The organism is Enterococcus sp. DIV2449a (assembly GCF_051711225.1).
GTDB lineage: Bacteria > Bacillota > Bacilli > Lactobacillales > Enterococcaceae > Enterococcus_D > Enterococcus_D casseliflavus.
Window position 1 is genome coordinate 2,830,521 of the sequence record NZ_JBIOME010000001.1, and the last position, 17,172, is coordinate 2,847,692.

Below are 17,172 nucleotides of genomic sequence, written 5' to 3' on the forward strand. Positions count from 1 at the left end.
CATTGTTCCTCCATTTTCTCGTTATTTGTTACTCAACGACTGTCGCTTGGGTTTGCAGATTCTTTTCTTCAGCTAGTGCTGCTTTGTCTTGCAGACGCATAAAAGGGATATAGATGAGGACACATAAGACAAATTGAATCAATTGTGCAATGATTCCTTGCCAGCCATTCACTAAGAAGCCACCGAAAATAATCGGAAATCCAGTTGGGATATTGACTCCATTGTGATAAGGCAAAAAGCCCACAATTGTTAAGAGATATGCTGACAACACGGAAACAGCCGGTGTTAACATCAAGGGAAGCAGCATTCTGATATTCATCACCTGAGGAATCCCAAATTTGATTGGCTCAGAAATACCAAACATGGAAGGGATCAAACCAATTTTACCAACAGCTTTTAGTTGCTCTGATTTGCAGCCAAAAATAGCCAGTAAAGCGACTGCAAATGAGCGAGCCCCGCGATTGTTCAAAATAAACCCAATCGTAAACAAATGTGGTAATGCTTGACCGGCACTGTACGCCGCCAGATTATCAAGTCCTGGTTGGTAAAAGACCAGCATCAAGATCGGATAAACAGCCAACACTCCGTGAATGCCAAAGAACCAAAGAAATTCGATAAAAGCCACAATGATCATGCAGGCAAGAATATTCGCTCCTAGCAAGGTCAGTGGAGCTTGTACCCAAGTATAGATCATATCTGTCAGCGTGCCATAAGGGGTTGCCGCCATGCCCACGTAGATGATGCCCATAATGGCTGAAACAATAATTGCTGGCACGATCGCTGCAAAGGATTTGTTGACGATCGGCGGTACCGAATCCGGCATTTTGATCATCAAATTCTTCTGTACACATAAAATGTAAATTCTGGCACCCAACAATCCACCAAACATGGCGACAAACATCCCACCGGAGCCAAGGGTCGACAACTCCATCGTACGAGTTTCTTCTAAAGTCGAAATCGGACTCAAGATCAAAAATGAGACCAAACTCATGATACCGGCATTTAGTTGATCCGCATTTAAATGTTCGGCTAATTTATATCCAACTAGAAAGGCGACATAAACGGAAACGACATCGATCGTCATCGCGTTGACTTGGGTTAATAGTGCTTTCAAACCAATTTGTTCCATTATCTGTTGCGTTGCCCCAATATCGATCGCATTGATCAAGGAAGCAATGGAACTGATCATCATGACGGGCATTAAGCCCATCATTGCATTGGCAATGGCTTTCATATAAATATTGTTTTGTACTTGAATGGCTGCAGCTAGTATTTTATCTTTCAGTGTATTCATAAGGTCCTCCTTCACTTAATCCCGCAAGTATTTATCTTTAAGCAGCTGGATTTTCTGCTGTGAAAAACCCAGTTCTTCTTTTACATACGTTTCAATCCCCCCATGAGCCTCAATCAAATCCAAAGCGGTTTGTAAAAAGCACCGATCAGCTTCTTTGAAGTATCGCATTGCTGCCACAAAATCGGGGTTGTTCGTTTCTTCTTGTATCTGCTTGAGACTCTTGGTATTTTTCTCTCTTTTGTACTCGTTGGTCAGCAGATAATCTTCCATGACCTCTTCATAACTGACACCCAACAGTAACTGAATCAGGGCAACCCCATAACCGGTGCGGTCTTTGCCACCACGGCAGTGCTGAACCACTGCACCTTCAGCTTCCAAATGAATGTCCAATACTTCTTTAAAAACGGTCTTGCATTGACTGTTTTCAACAAATTCATGATTTTGCCGAATCATCAATTCTTTTGCAACTTCGGCGGTGATTTCTTCTGCAGAAAGCGCCATTGGCTCCCCTTCTTCTGAAGAAGCTAAAGCAGCAATATCAGCAATCGGTGTCAAATAAAGCACCTGAGCATTCCCAATGGGTTTGTCTTCATTGTCTACTCTTTCTTGGGCATTACGGTAGTCAATAATTTTCTCGATTCCCAGAGCTGCTAATTTTTTCTGATCGGCTTCTGTCAATTTGCTCAATTCGTCTGAGCGGTATAGTTTTCCAGTCACCACATATTTTCCCTCTTTGGTCCGATAGCCGCCAAAATCGCGAAAATTATATGCACCTTCTAAGGTTACTTTTTCATTTGTCATATACTACTCCTTTAAATAATTAATGAACGACATAAAGTCCGTTGTTGCAGCTAGTTTGTTAACTTTATCCAACGAAGAACATTGTTTGATCAAATGATCATTCAGCGGTTTCACTTTTAAGTGATCTTGTTCAGCTATCACTAATAAGAAAACGAGACGAACCGACTGTTTGTACCAGAACACTGGCTTTTTCAAGTTTGCAACAGCAATCACCGTTTCTGAACCAATCAGTGCATTGGGATGAGGGAAAGCGACCGACGGTAAGAAATCGGTTCCAAAAAAGGCTTCTCGTTCAAAAACTAATGTTTCAAAATTCTCAGGCATTGAATACTGTTCTTTGATTTGTTGGCATAAAAAATGCAATACCGCTTCTTTTGTTTCAAATTCTTGTTCACAGATGAATAATGATTCCTTAAAGTAGTTCAAAAGCACTTCTTCTGTGAAGACAGCGGCCAATGCGGCTTCGATCTTTTTGATCATATCCGGTTGCATAAAATAATCAACATTCATAACAGGAATCGTTCCTTCGTAAGGAAGGGGAATCGAAGAAAAGATGAAATCGAACTCCTGCTCTTCGATCATTTGCAAAAATTCATATTGATTGCATACCGTGACTTTCTTGATATAATTGCGAAAATAAAACTCAAATTTCTCTTTAAGGAAGGTATTGGCCGCTCGGCCTAGGTCATTGACCACTAAAATATACTTGCGCTGTGTTTGCGAATTTTTCTTATTTAAAGCCACATCAAAGTGCATCGCCAAATAGCTGAGTTCATGATCACTGATGGTCTTTTCAAATTGCTTTGCAATGACTTGACCGGCAATGATGGCTAAATCATAAGCGACATTACAGTGTACCTTCACCTCATTCAACAAAGGATTTTTCAGCTCGATCCCCAATTCGATCCGATCGATCAGCGGAGCAAAGTGCAACATCAACATCGTTTGCAGATCCAAGTCTTTGCTGAAATCGATTTGGCGGCTTTCCTTGATCGCTTTTAAAATTTTGCTGACCAATTCTGCTGCTTCATCTGAAACAGTCATCTTTTCATTTCTAGGGACTACTCGTTTGCCAACGATTTGCCCTAAAACATAATTTCGCTCGTATTCGGTAAAGTGTACAGCACATTCTTTTTCAATTCTGGCTATGATTCGCTCTCCTAGTAACGTCTGTTCATCATTGGTCCTGCCGCTGATTGGCAGATTTCGATCCAAGTAGCGGCCGCTTTGCATGCGTAAGACAGCGATCGCTAAATGATTCACCAGATTGTTCAAAATAGCCTCCGACATGGGGTAGGCTTTTTGCGAAAACTCCGACGAAACGATCGCTTTTATCTGCTGATGAAGAAGCGACGGTGTATCTTCGCTGATTGTGCCCTCTTCTAACTGCTTGATATGGGTTCTTTGCAAATAATTACTAGCCATAAACCGTCTCAAGTCAAATTCGCTGCCGCTAAGTTTCATTCCGTAATACGGCTTCGTTTGAATGGAGAGCTGGTAATGGCTTAGTATACGTCGCAGCTTTTTCAATTCTTGAGATAGCTTACTCTGAGAAATGAATAAGCGTTCGCAAAGCATTTCGGACTTAATATACGTTTCTTCTTGAATAAAGAATTCAATAATTCTAGAAACAAAGTCGTCATTGTGTGACGCTTGTTCTTTACTTCGCTGAAAAGCTTCTTCGTTCGTTATTTGTAAATACAACCCACTCCCTTTTTTCGCTTGGATCATACAACCGTATCGTTCTTGATGCTGGTTGATTTCTTCTGCATAACGGCGAACGGTTTTCCTGCTAACACCCAACTCGGCAGCAGCCGCTTTACTCGTCATAAAACCGTCATGCTTCGAAAGTGTTCTTAACAACAATAGGCTTAATTTTTCCATCTCTCTCTCCCTCGCTTACTAGTTTAGAGTCAAACTCAAGCAACCTCCATAGGTATATCTTCCCTTTCATTAAGGGAAATTTCTACAAGAAGATTTATGGAACGAGTCAAAAAAACCGCCGCAGGCGAAAATCCTTGCGGCGGTTCTGGTTCTATCCGATTGATCAGTCTTCTTACGGATAGGCATCGATAGTCGTGGTGTGTTGCTGAATCCAAAGTCCATGCCCCTCTTTGACAATACGCAACTTGCTGTCAGGCAGCAACCGGCATTCGATTTCTCCCCCTTGAAGCTTCACTCTGATTGCTTCTTGCTGATAAGTGATCGTAAAGGTCAGTGATTCGATTTTCTGTGGCAAATGATTCGCCAAGTGAAGTCCGCGATCATAGGTCAGACCAGCAAAACCATAAATCAAACTCAACCAGCTGCCGCCCATATTGGCAGCATGAACACCGTCTACAACATTCTTTTGCAAATCATTGAGATCCATCAGTGCGGTATCCATGAAGTAGCGATACGCTTTTTCAGTGTCGCCGATTCGGCTAGCCATCACACTAAAGATGGAACGAGACAACGAGGAGTCATGGGTCGTCACCTGCTCGTAATAGTCATAGTCTCTTGTTAATTGATCTGCTGAAAATTCATGGGTAAACAGCATCTCTGCTAAAACAGTATCTGCTTGCTTGCATACTTGATACTTATAAATGATCATTGGATGATAGTGAAGCAGAAGCGGATAATTCTCAGCAGGTGTTTCCTCAAATGGCCACAGCGCTTGATCTAAGAAGGAATCATCTTGTTTCGTTAGCTGCCGCTCTTCATCGTAACCGAAGTACATCAAGTCAGCTGCTTTTTCCCAATCGGCAATCAATTCTTGATAGACATGGTATCGGTTGGCCAATTCGACCGCATAGCGTAAGTTATTTTGTACCATTTTGTTTGTATAAAAATTGTTGTTTACCAAAGCGCTGTATTCGTCTGGTCCTGTCACTCCATGAATACAAAACCGCTCTTGTCCTTCTTTTACAACAAACGTGCCATAATGAAACCAGAATTTCGCTGTTTCAAAAACGACTTCTTTACCAATTTCTTCAATAAAGGGTTGATCACCCGTGATACGTTCATATAATTGAAAACCATAAACGATATCGGCATTGATATGCAGTTGTGCTGTACCTGCTGGATAATAGGCACTCGTTTCATTACCGTCAATCGTACGCCAAGCAAACAATGCCCCAGCTTGATTCAATTCTTTTGCTCGTTTTTTGGCTTGCGGCAAAATACTTGCACGATAGGAAAGCAAGCTTTTGGCTATCTCGGGGTTCGTATAAACGAAGAAAGGCAGTAGATACATTTCTGTATCCCAAAAATAATGTCCTTCATATCCTTCACCCGTCAGCCCTTTTGCGGCGAAATTCGTTTTCCCATCACGCCCTGCACCTTGGTTCAAATGAAACAAATTGAAACGGATCCCTTTTTGCAAATAGTCATCCCCCACGATTTGAATATCGCTGGCTTGCCAGAAAGATCGATAGTAATCCGCTTGTTCTTTTAATAAGACAGAAAACTCGTCGACTTTCTGCTCAAATGGTGTCTCACCAAACCTTTGCAGCAATTTGACCTGAAAAATCGAAGTTGACGGTTCTCCAACTGTCAAATACTGCTTTTCTTGATGCAGCCGAATAGCGATTTGCTTTTGACTATTTGGTGCTGTCCATACTTGGTATGCGCCCATTTGTTCTTTTTCCAATTGATGATTCTTACTGGCAACTCGAGGATCATCTGTTTTATTGACAGAGAATTGCTGATTTAATTTGTGGGATAGTTCGATCGGTTCTGAAAAATCGGCTGTTATCACTTCATAGCGGCAAACATAGAGTTCACTACGCGTCATTGACGCAAACGAAGTTAACCCCAACTCAAAAGACTTTCCGGTCGGAGTATTGATCCGATAACTTTCCGTCAGAATCCCGTCAGCTAATGCAAGACTCATTTGCGTTCGTTCGACTTGCCATTCCTCAACCGAAGAATCCTCCTCGCCGATTTTCAAAATAACTCCACGCAAGTTTGGCAATTTGCAAATCGTTTGATGTTCTTTTGCATACCCATAAGCCCATTCGCCATACTGAATCGGCTCGCTGTCAAAAAAGCCGTTGACAAACGCCCCAGGATTTCCTGGATACAGTTGATTGACCTTCAAAGGATGCCCTGCACGGACGCCGATTTGCCCATTTCCTAAAGCGAACAATGTTTCTAGATACTCCATTTTCTGATGGGACAGCTCATCAGCTGTCAATAGAAAGTCGTTTTTCTTCATCCTTTATCCTCCAAGTCTTTTGGTTTATTCCTCGTTATCTTCACTTAGTTTCTATCCTACACTTCTAGCCAATGATTGCAAGGCTCAGCTCTTAGTCCTTTTGCCACAAGCATCTCTTTAGAGCCGAGCAGCGAATGTATGATACCATGAAGCAAACACGAAAGAAGGCGATTTCTTGGATTTATGGCTTACAAATGTTCAACTTGAGACGAGTTATTTAAAAGAAGGCGACTGGTCTTATGGAACCAAAACAGAAAATACAGCAATCGGGATCAATGATGGAAAAATAGCGGAGATCGTGCCGATGACTGAATGGCAGGCATCAAGTGAGGCGACGATCATTGATGGGGAAAATCAGTTATTGTTGCCAGGATTGATCGAAAAACATTGTCATTTGGACAAAAGTAAATTAGGTACTCCTTGGCGTCCAGTAACGCCAGCAGCTAGCTTGGTGGAACGATTTGAAACTGAGATTCCCCAATTAGATGCCTTACCGTTATCGATCAAAGAACGCGGACAAGCGCTGATTGATTTAGAACTACCTCACGGTGCGGTGATGTTCCGCTCACATATCGATATTGAACCAATGACTCAGCTGCGCTATTTTGATGCGATTACCGAATTAGTCGCCGAACAACCTTTTGGCTCGGAGTTGGTCTTATTCCCACAACATGGCTTATTGCGCTCAAATGCAGCTTCTTTGATTGAAGAAGCCTTAGCAACGGGCAAAGCTTCTTATATTGGCGGTGTTGATCCTTATACACTCGATCAAGATTATAAAACTTCCTTACGAACAACTTTTGAACTTGCTCAAAAAGGGCATGTCGGTATTGACCTCCATCTTCATGATCGGCAAGAAGCTGGCAGAGCGACCGTTAAAGAAATGATTCGTTTGACGAAGGAATTCAATATGCAAGGAAAAGTGGCGATCAGTCACGCCTTTGGTCTAAATGACTTTGAGGGAGAAGAACGCAAAGAAGTCTTTCAAGCCTTAGCAGACTTAGAGATCCATATCATTTCAAGTATTCCCATCAGCCCAGGAACGATCCCGCCACTGAAGGAATTGCAAAGCTATGGCGTGGCTGTTCATATCGGTTGCGACAATGTCTATGATTCTTGGTCTTCTCTTGGCGACGGTTCTTTACAAGAAAAACTGGCGCGCTATTTAGAGATGTTTGCCGTCAAAAGTCAGGAAGACTTGACGCAAGCCCTAGGTCTGGTTACTGATGGCAAAGTGCCATTAGATAAAAACGGTACGCAGCAATGGCCTAAGGTTGGTGATTCGGCTGATTTCTTGCTGACACCAGCTGCTTGTACGGCAGAATTTGTCGCCCGCAAAGGCTTCGTCAGCAAAAGTTTTTATCAAGGAGCGGTTGTCTTTTCAGCTGAATAAACTATCTGATAACAACGAAAAGAAAAGCCATTGTCTGAACTCAGCAGACAATGGCTTATTTCTTTCGATCATTAAACGTTTCTCAAAAATTCCATTTTACCCAATCAGCAAATAATTCTGGCCAACGGACAACCGACGCTTCGATCCCGTGTTGATCGCTGTTGGCGGTTTCTGGCGTTCCTAAACTTAACCCGTGACCGCCCCGAGGGAAAATGTGTAGCTCATAAGGTATATTAAATTTGCGCAGCTGTTCGGCAAAAAGGAGGCTGTTTTCCGCCAAGACTAATCCATCTTCTAACGTATGCCAAAGAAACGTTGGTGGTGTCTGTTCATTGACTAAAGTCTCTAAAGACAAGACGGCTTTTTCTGTTTCGTAACGATCTGCTAATAATGAACGGAAGGAATCTTGGTGCCCAAGTTCTCCACTAGATAATACTGGGTAGCTCAACAGTAACCCGTTAGGCCGCCATTCTTCATTGGCTCCTTGTAAAGCCTCTGCTAGAAAAGGTTGCTGCCAAGACACACCCAAGTTAGCAGCTAAATGGCCACCAGCTGAAAAACCAGCAACGATGATTTTTTCAGGATCGACGTGCCAGGTGTCATGATTGGTGCGGACAAGACGAACGGCAGCAGCCAATTCCTTTAAGGCTAACGGATAGACAGCCGGTTTGATACTATAATGCAACACAAAGGCTTGGAAACCAAAGCTCATCATTTTGATGGCGATAGGTTCCGCTTCTCGATCCGACAACATTTCATAGCCGCCGCCAGGACAGATGATGACAGCTGGTCGGACACGATCTGGTTCCATTTCAGGAGAATTTTCGATGACATAGGTAGTTAAACTTGCTTGGCTTTCTGGTAAAAGTGCAGATCTTTTTTCATGTATCACGGGTTGCGCCTCATTTCATTGTAATTTTATAGACAATTGGTTGGTCGGTTTCAATTGGTTCAAAAGTTAGTTGCAAGCCTTCATCGGTCACTTGCCAATCAACAGGCTGTTCTTCGTATCCTAGAATCGTGACGGTTTTGATGATGCCGTGAAATTCTGGCAAATTTTGGTCTTTGGATTGTGCCAGTGCTTGGATCCTTGCGTGTCCATTCTCAGGACTTGCCATGCCAATCGCATACAACGCATCCCCCTGAACCGTAAAGCGGAAATCCTGGCTCGTGTATGTCGTCGCCTGTGCTTCTTGAAATTGGCCCGAAACTACGGTCGTGGGCCCTTCCCCTGCTTTGCGCCATGGTTTCGCTTCATAAATGGCTTCACCATTTACATCCAGCCACGCACCGATTTCTTTTAAGATCGCTTGATCTTTTTCTGGGATCGAACCATCCCCTTTCGGCCCGATATTCAAAAGGAGATTGCCGTTTTTACTGACGACTTCGATCAAATCCTGTAAAATCTCACGTGTTGTTTTATAATCCAATGTCGTGGTATAGCACCATGAATTACGAGCGATTGCTGTGTCTGTTTGCCAGTAAAAAGGTTGTGGTTCGGCAAATTTCCCCCGTTCAATCTCCACGATACCGCTACCAAACATCATGGCATCGTGCTTGTAGCAAATACCAACTTGTTTGCCCCATTCAGCCCCACGATTGTAATAGTAAGCAGCGAAAAGTTGCAAATGCTCCTTGAAGGCTTCATGTTGGATCCACCAATCAAAATACAGCAGCTCTGGTTGATAGTTGTCGACGAGTTCACAGGTTCTAAGCAGCCAATCATCTAAAAATTCTTTTGACGGGTATGGCTCGCTAAAGAGACTTTCATGGTCTGGCTCTGGCATCGCTGGCCAGTAAAAGTCGCCTTTTGCCAACGGCTCCTTCATATCACTGTCAAAATCCTTACCGTGTCCCATAAAAAACCAATGTTCGGCACGATGAGATGAGGTACAAAAATGCAGGCCTTGCTCCTCTGCGGCTTCTTTTAGTTCCCCAAGAATATCTTTTTTCGGCCCCATAACTGACGCATTCCATTCAGACAGTTCGCTTTTATACATCTGAAACCCGTCATGATGTTCTGCAACGGGAAAAAGATAATTGGCACCGGCTTGTTTGATCAAGCGAATCCATTCATTTGCATCAAATTTATCTGCGGTAAACATCGGAATAAAGTCTTTGTAGCCAAAGTTTTTTTGTGGACCATAGGTTTCAATATGGTGATCATATTCTGGATGGCCTTTGATGTACATATTTCTTGAATACCATTCATTGTGAAAGGCTGGAACACTGTACAGTCCCCAATGAATGAAGACCCCAAATTTTGCTTTGCGGAACCATTCCGGTAGAACAAAAGCGCCCAATGACTGCCAATTTGGAAAAAAGGGGCCTTGATGTGCGACTTGCTGGATCGTTTCTACTGTGATCATTGTTTTTCCTCCAAAATACCGACTGTTTCCAGCCATGTTTTTGCAATCAACACATGTCCTGCAGTCGAGGGGTGCACGCGATCACTGCTTAAGACATAGGATGATTGATAAAGCAAAAAATCATCAAACTTTTCCTGCGTATCCCCTAAAAGGATACCATACTCTTGCGCTACTTTGGCAAGCACTTGTTGGTAATTGGCAAGCATTTTTCTTAATGGATCTTCTTTGTTGGCTTCAACCATAAACGGGCTCAAAAGAATCATCCCTTTGACATTTGGCAAGGTCTGCTCGATCAAATCACGCAGCTCTGATTCAAATCTCTCGATCCCCACTAGTTCCGTTTGAGCAAAGGTTCCATCAAAATGCCGCCACACATCATTCACACCGATCATGATCGTTACCCAATCTGGTTGAAATGCCAACACATCATCCTTCCAGCGCTTCTTCAAATCGACAACCGTATCCCCACTGACACCCCGGTTGACGATCATTAATTCCATTTGCGGGAGTAATGCTGTGGTATAGGCGTTGATCAGATGAACATAGCCGTCCCCCCATGAAGACCAACCTGCGGGTATCGCTTGATAATTTCGATTGCTATCTGTGATCGAATCCCCCATAAAAAGCAAACGATCTTTTTTTTCCACTATCATTGTTTTCCTCCTTAAAGAAAGAAGACTGATCCGCTGGTGCTGGATCAATCTTCTTAAGTGATTGCTTATCCAAAGGCTGTATACTCACTTTTGCCAAGGAACCGTTGGCAAATCACTCGAGCGATTCTTTGTTTGTTTTTGATTAGTCCCCAAATTCTTTCGCTACTTCTATCCGTTTTTCGTTTTGATCTTTTGCATTGTTCATGTCAAATTCCAAAACGGTTTGATAGCCAAGACCATCTGCTGTTTCTTGCATTTCTTTTAGCAATTGATCAAATTCTGCTTCATCTTTGGCAAAAACCATTCGCCAAGAGTACTCGATGATCGTCGCTTTGGCTTGGTTACGCAACGTAGAGATCTCTGAACTATCTTCTGGCGCTACATAGCTGGCACCAGGGGCAACTAACAATTGGTCGTTCTCCTCTAAATAGCCAATGGTGGATTCTGCACTACCCATATTTTTTGACCAATCTTCTTTTACTGGATCGGTTGTTTCATTTTGATAGCTTTCCCACATTGTGTAAGCATATGGGAAGCCGGTATCAGGATTGATATCGATCGGTAATACCGTATTGACGTTGAGTGCAGATACGCCATCTTTGTAACTTCCGCCACCGTATTCTTCTGGCACATCCCCATCACCATCTAGCAATGCTTGTTTTCCGAACTCAGTTAAGACAGGCTCGCCGTCTTTCATTTCCCAAGTCAAGCCTTCTGGACCACTACTGCCGCTTGTTTGAGAAGAATTTGCTAACACACCTTCTGAAGAGTAGAGCCAGTCAATGAAGGCTGCGATTCGCTCTGGGTCTTCGGCATTAGAACCGATCCCGATAAATTGTTTGCCACCGTATACTTCCGCACCATAAGAGAAGATTTTTTGATCTTGGATCGGTGCCAACATAAATCCTTTTCCTTCAGTCAAGTTCGTGGTCGTATTAAAGGCCGCTTGACCTAACCAAGGCCACCATGAGAATAACACTTGTCCTTCTTGGAATTTTGCAAAAAGTGTATCGTAATTTTGCGTCGTTGATTCTGGGTCAACTAAGCCCATTTGATTGGCTTCGAAGTAAAACTTAAGTGCACGAATATATTCAGAGTCACTATCGAGAATGCTTTGATAATCAGATCCATCGGCTTTTGCCAAGACAAATCCTGATTCATCGTACCCATAGTAGGTGACAAGCTGTTTGCCTGCATTCATCATGTTGCCGTCCCAATCGCTGAATAGAGAAAACCCATACACTTTTTTGCCAGAATCTGTTGTTGGATTGTCTTCTTGCATTTTTTGAATCACAGGAAGCAGGTCTTCCAATGTCCCGATTTCTGGGTATCCTTGCTCCCCATAAAGATCCCAACGCACATAAGCACCAAATGTAGGATCTAATCCTTCTGAAGGATCGGTGGCCTTTAAGGTAGAAACAGAAGTTGGAAAGCCATACAGCCCATCGGCATCTTTGTTTAGATTTTGAACAGCCGCATCGAAGCGCTGAACGTTTTCCATAGTTTCATAATACTCGCTCGCATCGGTCAACAAACCTGCTTCAACCAATTCGTTGTATTGTTGGCCATTATCAACAATGATCAAATCACCCAAATCGCCTGCTGCCGTTCTCGTTTGATAAAGGGTATCACCGTTTCCAGCAACGTTTGGTGCGATGATGTTCAATTCCATATTGAATTTATCCCGCACGATTTTGGCAAACCAACCTTCTTGCATTCCCATATAGTTGGCTAGCCCATTATAGACATCGATCGTGATCGTTTCATCGTAGCCACTTTCACTGGAAGCAGCATCTGTCTCAGATTCAGCCGCTCCTCCACAGCCGGCTAAACTACCTAGCAATGTCATGCCTAACAAACCTGTTGTTACATATTTGGACATTTTTTTCATTTTCTTCCCTCTTTCTTTTTATTAGCCTTTCACCGCACCCAACATAATTCCTTTAACAAAATACTTCTGGAATAGCGGATAAATGAACATGATTGGTAAAACAACAATGACTGAAACGGTCATGCGGATCGACGTCGGCGTCTGCGTTGTTGCTGCTGAAGCGATGCTAGAAAGTGATCCCGATGTATTTTTGACCATTTGTGCTAACGAATTGGCTTGATTGATATACGTGTAAAGAAGGTATTGCAAGGAGTAGAGACTTTGATCCGTAATGTAAATCAGTGTATCCTGGAAGGAATTCCATTGACCCACTGCCGAGAAAATCGCTACTGTTGCTAAAATCGGGGTACAGTTGGGTAAAATTACCCGAAAGAATACTTGAATGATGCCAGCTCCATCCATTTCAGCTGCTTCTTGCAATGATTTGGGGATCGACTCAATATAGGTTTTCACCAAGATGATATTAAAGGGCTGAACGACAGCCGGCAAAATATAGACCCAAAAGTTATTCGTTAAACCTAATGTCTTCATGGTGATGAATAATGGAATCAACCCTGCATTGAAATACATTGTAATTACGACAAAGCGATACCAAAATTTTCGTTTCCACATTTTTTCTTGGGTAAACATGAAGCCTAAAAACGCTGAAGCTAAGACAGTCGCGGCGGTACCAATCACCGTTCTAGCCACCGAAACTGTTGCGGCTAGAGGCAATCCTTTTAGCTGTAACACTTGACTATAGTTTTCAAAATGGATCTCTTGTGGAAAAAAGCGAATTTGGCCTAACGCACTCAACTCATTATTACTGATTGAATTAATGATCAAGTAATAAAAGGGATACGCGCAAATCAACGTAATCAAAAAGAAAAAGGTATAATTGAGGATACTAAACGTCAGGTTTTCACGTTTGCGTACTTTTTTCGCCTTTTTCTTTTCACTAATCGATAGTTCCATTGATATCCTCCTCTTCTAAATAATGGATGTCCCCCGAATTTTTTTCGAAGCAATATTGACGATGGCTAACAAGGCAACAGAAATGACACTTTTTAGCATACTGATCGCGGTCGCTAGCGACAGACTATTTCCGCCCATCCCTAAATTGTAGACATACAAATCAAGGACTTGGATCGTATTTCGATTGAATGCATTTTGGAAGACAAAGTACTGATCCATTCCGTTGTTCAGCAAGTTGGCGATAGACAGCATCAACATCACAAGGAACGTCGGCATCAAGGCAGGTAGTGTGATATGACGCATCAGGTGGAAACGATTCGCCCCATCGATTCGTGCCGATTCATACAATTCGGGGTCAATTCCTGAAATACCTGCAAGATACATGATGGCACCCCAGCCCAAGCCTTTCCAAATATTCCAAAGACACATCATCAGCCACGTATGATTGCCGCTATCCAAAAATTTGATTGGATCGGTAACGAAGCCCCATTCTTGCAGCAACGTGTTTACCAGCCCTGTTGAAGAAAACAAGCTAAAGGCAATCGTATACACCAAAACCCAACTGATAAAATTCGGCAGCGTGGTCAGCGTTTGGACCAAGTTTTTAAACCATTTGCACTTGATTTCGTTCAGTAAAATGGCGAAGCCTACTGGTAGGATCGAAGTGGCGATCCCTAAAAAACTCATGGCAAAGGTGTTTTTCATTACTTGTACGATCTGATCCACTTGTGTTGGACTAGAGACAAGAAGTCGAAACCATTTGAAGCCTACGAACTCGCTGCGCGCTAAACCTAATGCTGGTTTGTAATCATAAAGTGAATAAATCCATCCGTGCAAAGGAAAATAAGAGAACAAAAACACGAGAATCAGAAAGGGAACGATACATAAAAACAAAATCTTCCCTTCTCGTGTCACCCGCTTATTTTTTCTTGGGACACTGCTTAGTTTACTTTCCATTTTCCTCCCCCTTTTTTTGTAACCGCTTTTACATTTTTAATACTAGCACCTGAATGCTTATTTGCCACCTGTGAAAAATAGAGGTCAATCCGTACATTTTAGACTTCATTTTTCTTTTATTTATAAAGAACGTTGATCTATCAATGTTATCGATAGAAATCGCTCAAATGGTAAGGCTTTCAAAATTTGTTTTTTGCGAGTACTATAGGAATATATCAATTTTGGAGGGATAAAAATGAAGTACAATCCTGATGGTCAACTTTACAAAATAAGCACCGTTTTTTCACAATTCACATTGTTAAATTTACTATATATCATTAGCTGTTTGCCAATTATTACAATTGGTGCTGCGACAGCTGCCCTTTATGAAGTGACGATTCGTTATGCGGATGAGGAGCGTGGTGAATTGATTGTAGGCTATGTGCGAGCGCTACGAGCAAACTTTATGAAAGCCACCGGTAGTTTTCTCCTTCTTGGGCTCCCCATGGTAGCACTACTGTATAGTAGCTTGTTTTGGTTTTCCTCAAAAACCATTCTTGCCAGTATTTTTGCTTTCGCTCTAATTGTTACAACTATTTATCTGTTTATTGTGTTAGTCTATTGCCTTGCGTTAATTGGACGTTATGAAAACAGCTTTAGGCAAACACTAAAAAATGCGTTTCTGTTACCGATCGCGGACCCTATCCGTTCGTTAGCCCTCGCACTTATTCCTATCGCTGCGTTTTGTTTTGTTGTTTTATTTCCGTTGTTTAAATTTCTCTTGTTGATTTTTGGCTTTTCTTTTGTTATTTATTGTAGTTCGTTCCTGTTGCTTTCTATCTTTCGTAATCAACAAGCATGAAAAGAATCAGTCATCTCTCACTTTTTCGTCGTCTGAGTCAGTTTTCCATTCGGCGACAATTGTTCATTCTTTATCTACCTGTTGTTTTTTTATCCACAGTGACTATAGGTCTCTTATTGGTCTACGATTCAACTAAACAGTTGACAGGCAATTACCAACACTTGGCAGAGTTGAATGCTCAGCGTGTCAAATCTGTTCTTTTTGATACAACAAACACGCTGACAAACACGGCGAGTTCCTTATCAAACGATACCCATCTACGTCAACTTTTAACTGCCAATTACCTTGACGACCAAGAAGCGATTGTGTACATCAATAGCTATGATCAACTAGATGAGATCAGAAATCTTCAAACCTCGATTGCGAAATTAACTATCTATACGACGAATCAAACCATTCCGAACTATAAATATTTTCAACAGGCAGATGACACGATTCAAGCGACCGCCTGGTACCAACGAGCTCTCAAGCAACCCGATGCTTTTTTGATGACGATGCCAGAGGATTACAAAGCAAATCGTTTGAGTCTTTATAAGACGTTGCCTTTGCCTTTATCAAAAGAAACAGCCGTTTTGGAGATCCAAGTCGATTACAATTATCTCAGTAACCGACTTCGTAATTCATCCTATGAATTGGAATTACAGTTAAATGATGATGTCATCTTTTATAGTGACAAAATCAATCAAGTTGGGGAACCGGGACAGCTGACAGCTCTTTCTGAGCCGCAAACGAGTGCTGCCTTTTTAAAAAATGATGGTACCAAGGTGATGCTCACCAAAAGCACCTTACCCATGAGTAACAAAGAAGATATCATCACGATTTATAGTGCGGATACAAATGCCTATCGTAATCTACGCGCCAATCTGATCCGTTGGAGCACGATCGTTTTGGTGATTTTGATCACTACTTTCATCATCGTCTTTCTCTTTGCTCGATTCTTTACCAAACGAATTTCTCAACTGCAGCAGGCGGTCTACTTTGCCTCGATCGAGGATTATGATTTCTTTCAAAATATTAGCGGCGAAGACGAGATTTCACAGATTTCTCTTGATTTCCATAAGATCATTCAACGAATCAAGAAAAAAGAAGAAGAGATCTACCGTTCGCGTCTGGCACAGCAAGAGCTATTGACTCAGCAGCAGCAAATGGAATTTAATATCTTAGCGGGGCAGATCAACCCCCACTTCTTGTTCAACACGTTAGAAACGATTCGCATGATGGCGCTGACTTCCGGCAATTCAGACGTCGTTTATGCCATCAAATTACTAGCAAAATCGATGCGCTATACGCTAGAAGCCCACGGAACCAAGCGAACGAGTTTAGAAGAGTCCTTAGATGCCGTTCACGTATATGTCAAGATCCAGCGGATGCGTTTTGGTGATCGAGTCAACTTTTCCTATTCAGTCTCCAATGAGATCGACCAAAAAGAAGTCCAAATATTGCCCCTCCTGATTCAGCCATTGGTGGAAAACGCCATCTCCCATGGCTTGGAAGGCATCACCTATCCAGGATTTGTCCGTTTGACAATCACCAAAGACGGCCATGATCTGGTGATCGTGGTACAAGACAACGGCAGCGGGATACCGCCAGAAAAACTCGAACACTTGCAGCAAAAAATCAAGACGCCCTCCACCCATGCCAAAAAGAACATTGGGCTAGCCAACGTCAATCATCGGGTCAAAATGTTTTATGGACCTGAATACGGCTTGACGATCGAGAGTGTGTTGGGCAGCGGCACACAAGTCACCTTGCGGATCCACGATCTAAGCCAAGATTCATCTTCTCCTCACTAAAACAGCAAAGCCCCCCTTCGATTCCTGT

Annotated in this window: 13 protein-coding genes; 3 read left to right on the forward strand and 10 right to left on the reverse strand. The window is 42.4% G+C overall.

What is annotated here, in order from left to right:
• Positions 1-28: 28 nt before the first annotated feature.
• From IGI76_RS13515 to IGI76_RS13530, 4 genes are all read right to left on the reverse strand, one after another.
• Positions 29-1,294 carry a PTS sugar transporter subunit IIC gene (locus IGI76_RS13515; protein ID WP_142968698.1) on the reverse strand — a complete coding sequence of 422 codons (1,266 nt, stop codon included), beginning with the start codon at positions 1,292-1,294 and terminating at the stop codon, positions 29-31.
• A 15-nt stretch (positions 1,295-1,309) separates the two neighbouring features.
• The gene (locus tag IGI76_RS13520) at positions 1,310-2,095 is read right to left on the reverse strand and encodes a tyrosine-protein phosphatase (RefSeq protein ID WP_015510270.1); all 786 of its coding nucleotides are present in this window, start codon (positions 2,093-2,095) and stop codon (positions 1,310-1,312) included.
• A gap of 3 nt (positions 2,096-2,098) precedes the next feature.
• Positions 2,099-3,979: a BglG family transcription antiterminator gene (locus tag IGI76_RS13525; protein WP_231434925.1), complete on the reverse strand. Its 1,881-nt coding sequence runs from the start codon at positions 3,977-3,979 to the stop codon at positions 2,099-2,101.
• 172 nt (positions 3,980-4,151) lie between these two features.
• Positions 4,152-6,293 carry a glycoside hydrolase family 65 protein gene (locus tag IGI76_RS13530; RefSeq protein ID WP_311902593.1) on the reverse strand — a complete coding sequence of 714 codons (2,142 nt, stop codon included), beginning with the start codon at positions 6,291-6,293 and terminating at the stop codon, positions 4,152-4,154.
• A gap of 175 nt (positions 6,294-6,468) precedes the next feature.
• Here IGI76_RS13530 and IGI76_RS13535 point away from each other — a divergent pair, with 175 nt between their 5' ends.
• Positions 6,469-7,686, forward strand: a complete 1,218-nt coding sequence (locus IGI76_RS13535) for an amidohydrolase family protein (RefSeq protein WP_231434927.1) — start codon at positions 6,469-6,471, stop codon at positions 7,684-7,686.
• 82 nt (positions 7,687-7,768) lie between these two features.
• On the opposite strand, the gene IGI76_RS13540 is transcribed toward IGI76_RS13535, so the two are convergent.
• The 6 genes from IGI76_RS13540 to IGI76_RS13565 form a co-directional block, all read right to left on the reverse strand.
• The gene (locus tag IGI76_RS13540; RefSeq protein WP_016608388.1) at positions 7,769-8,578 is read right to left on the reverse strand and encodes an alpha/beta hydrolase; all 810 of its coding nucleotides are present in this window, start codon (positions 8,576-8,578) and stop codon (positions 7,769-7,771) included.
• 10 nt (positions 8,579-8,588) lie between these two features.
• On the reverse strand, positions 8,589-10,055 hold the full coding sequence (locus IGI76_RS13545; protein ID WP_438781622.1) for an alpha-L-fucosidase: 1,467 nt from the start codon (positions 10,053-10,055) through the stop codon (positions 8,589-8,591).
• Positions 10,052-10,708 (reverse strand): SGNH/GDSL hydrolase family protein, encoded by a 657-nt coding sequence (locus tag IGI76_RS13550; RefSeq protein WP_016608390.1) that lies wholly within the window; start codon positions 10,706-10,708, stop codon positions 10,052-10,054. Before IGI76_RS13550 ends, IGI76_RS13545 begins: the two co-directional genes overlap by 4 nt.
• 142 nt (positions 10,709-10,850) lie before the next feature.
• Complete coding sequence (locus tag IGI76_RS13555; protein ID WP_333718691.1) at positions 10,851-12,599, reverse strand: ABC transporter substrate-binding protein; 1,749 nt, start codon at positions 12,597-12,599, stop codon at positions 10,851-10,853.
• 21 nt (positions 12,600-12,620) lie between these two features.
• On the reverse strand, positions 12,621-13,553 hold the full coding sequence (locus tag IGI76_RS13560; protein ID WP_005228460.1) for a carbohydrate ABC transporter permease: 933 nt from the start codon (positions 13,551-13,553) through the stop codon (positions 12,621-12,623).
• Between the two features lie 15 nt (positions 13,554-13,568).
• Positions 13,569-14,510: an ABC transporter permease gene (locus IGI76_RS13565; RefSeq protein ID WP_333718692.1), complete on the reverse strand. Its 942-nt coding sequence runs from the start codon at positions 14,508-14,510 to the stop codon at positions 13,569-13,571.
• A 235-nt stretch (positions 14,511-14,745) separates the two neighbouring features.
• On the opposite strand from IGI76_RS13565, the gene IGI76_RS13570 reads away from it, so the two are divergent.
• Positions 14,746-15,351 (forward strand): YesL family protein, encoded by a 606-nt coding sequence (locus IGI76_RS13570; RefSeq protein ID WP_333718693.1) that lies wholly within the window; start codon positions 14,746-14,748, stop codon positions 15,349-15,351.
• The gene (locus IGI76_RS13575) at positions 15,348-17,144 is read left to right on the forward strand and encodes a sensor histidine kinase (protein WP_333718694.1); all 1,797 of its coding nucleotides are present in this window, start codon (positions 15,348-15,350) and stop codon (positions 17,142-17,144) included. The genes IGI76_RS13570 and IGI76_RS13575 overlap by 4 nt, the downstream gene beginning before the upstream one ends.
• Positions 17,145-17,172 lie beyond the last annotated feature (28 nt).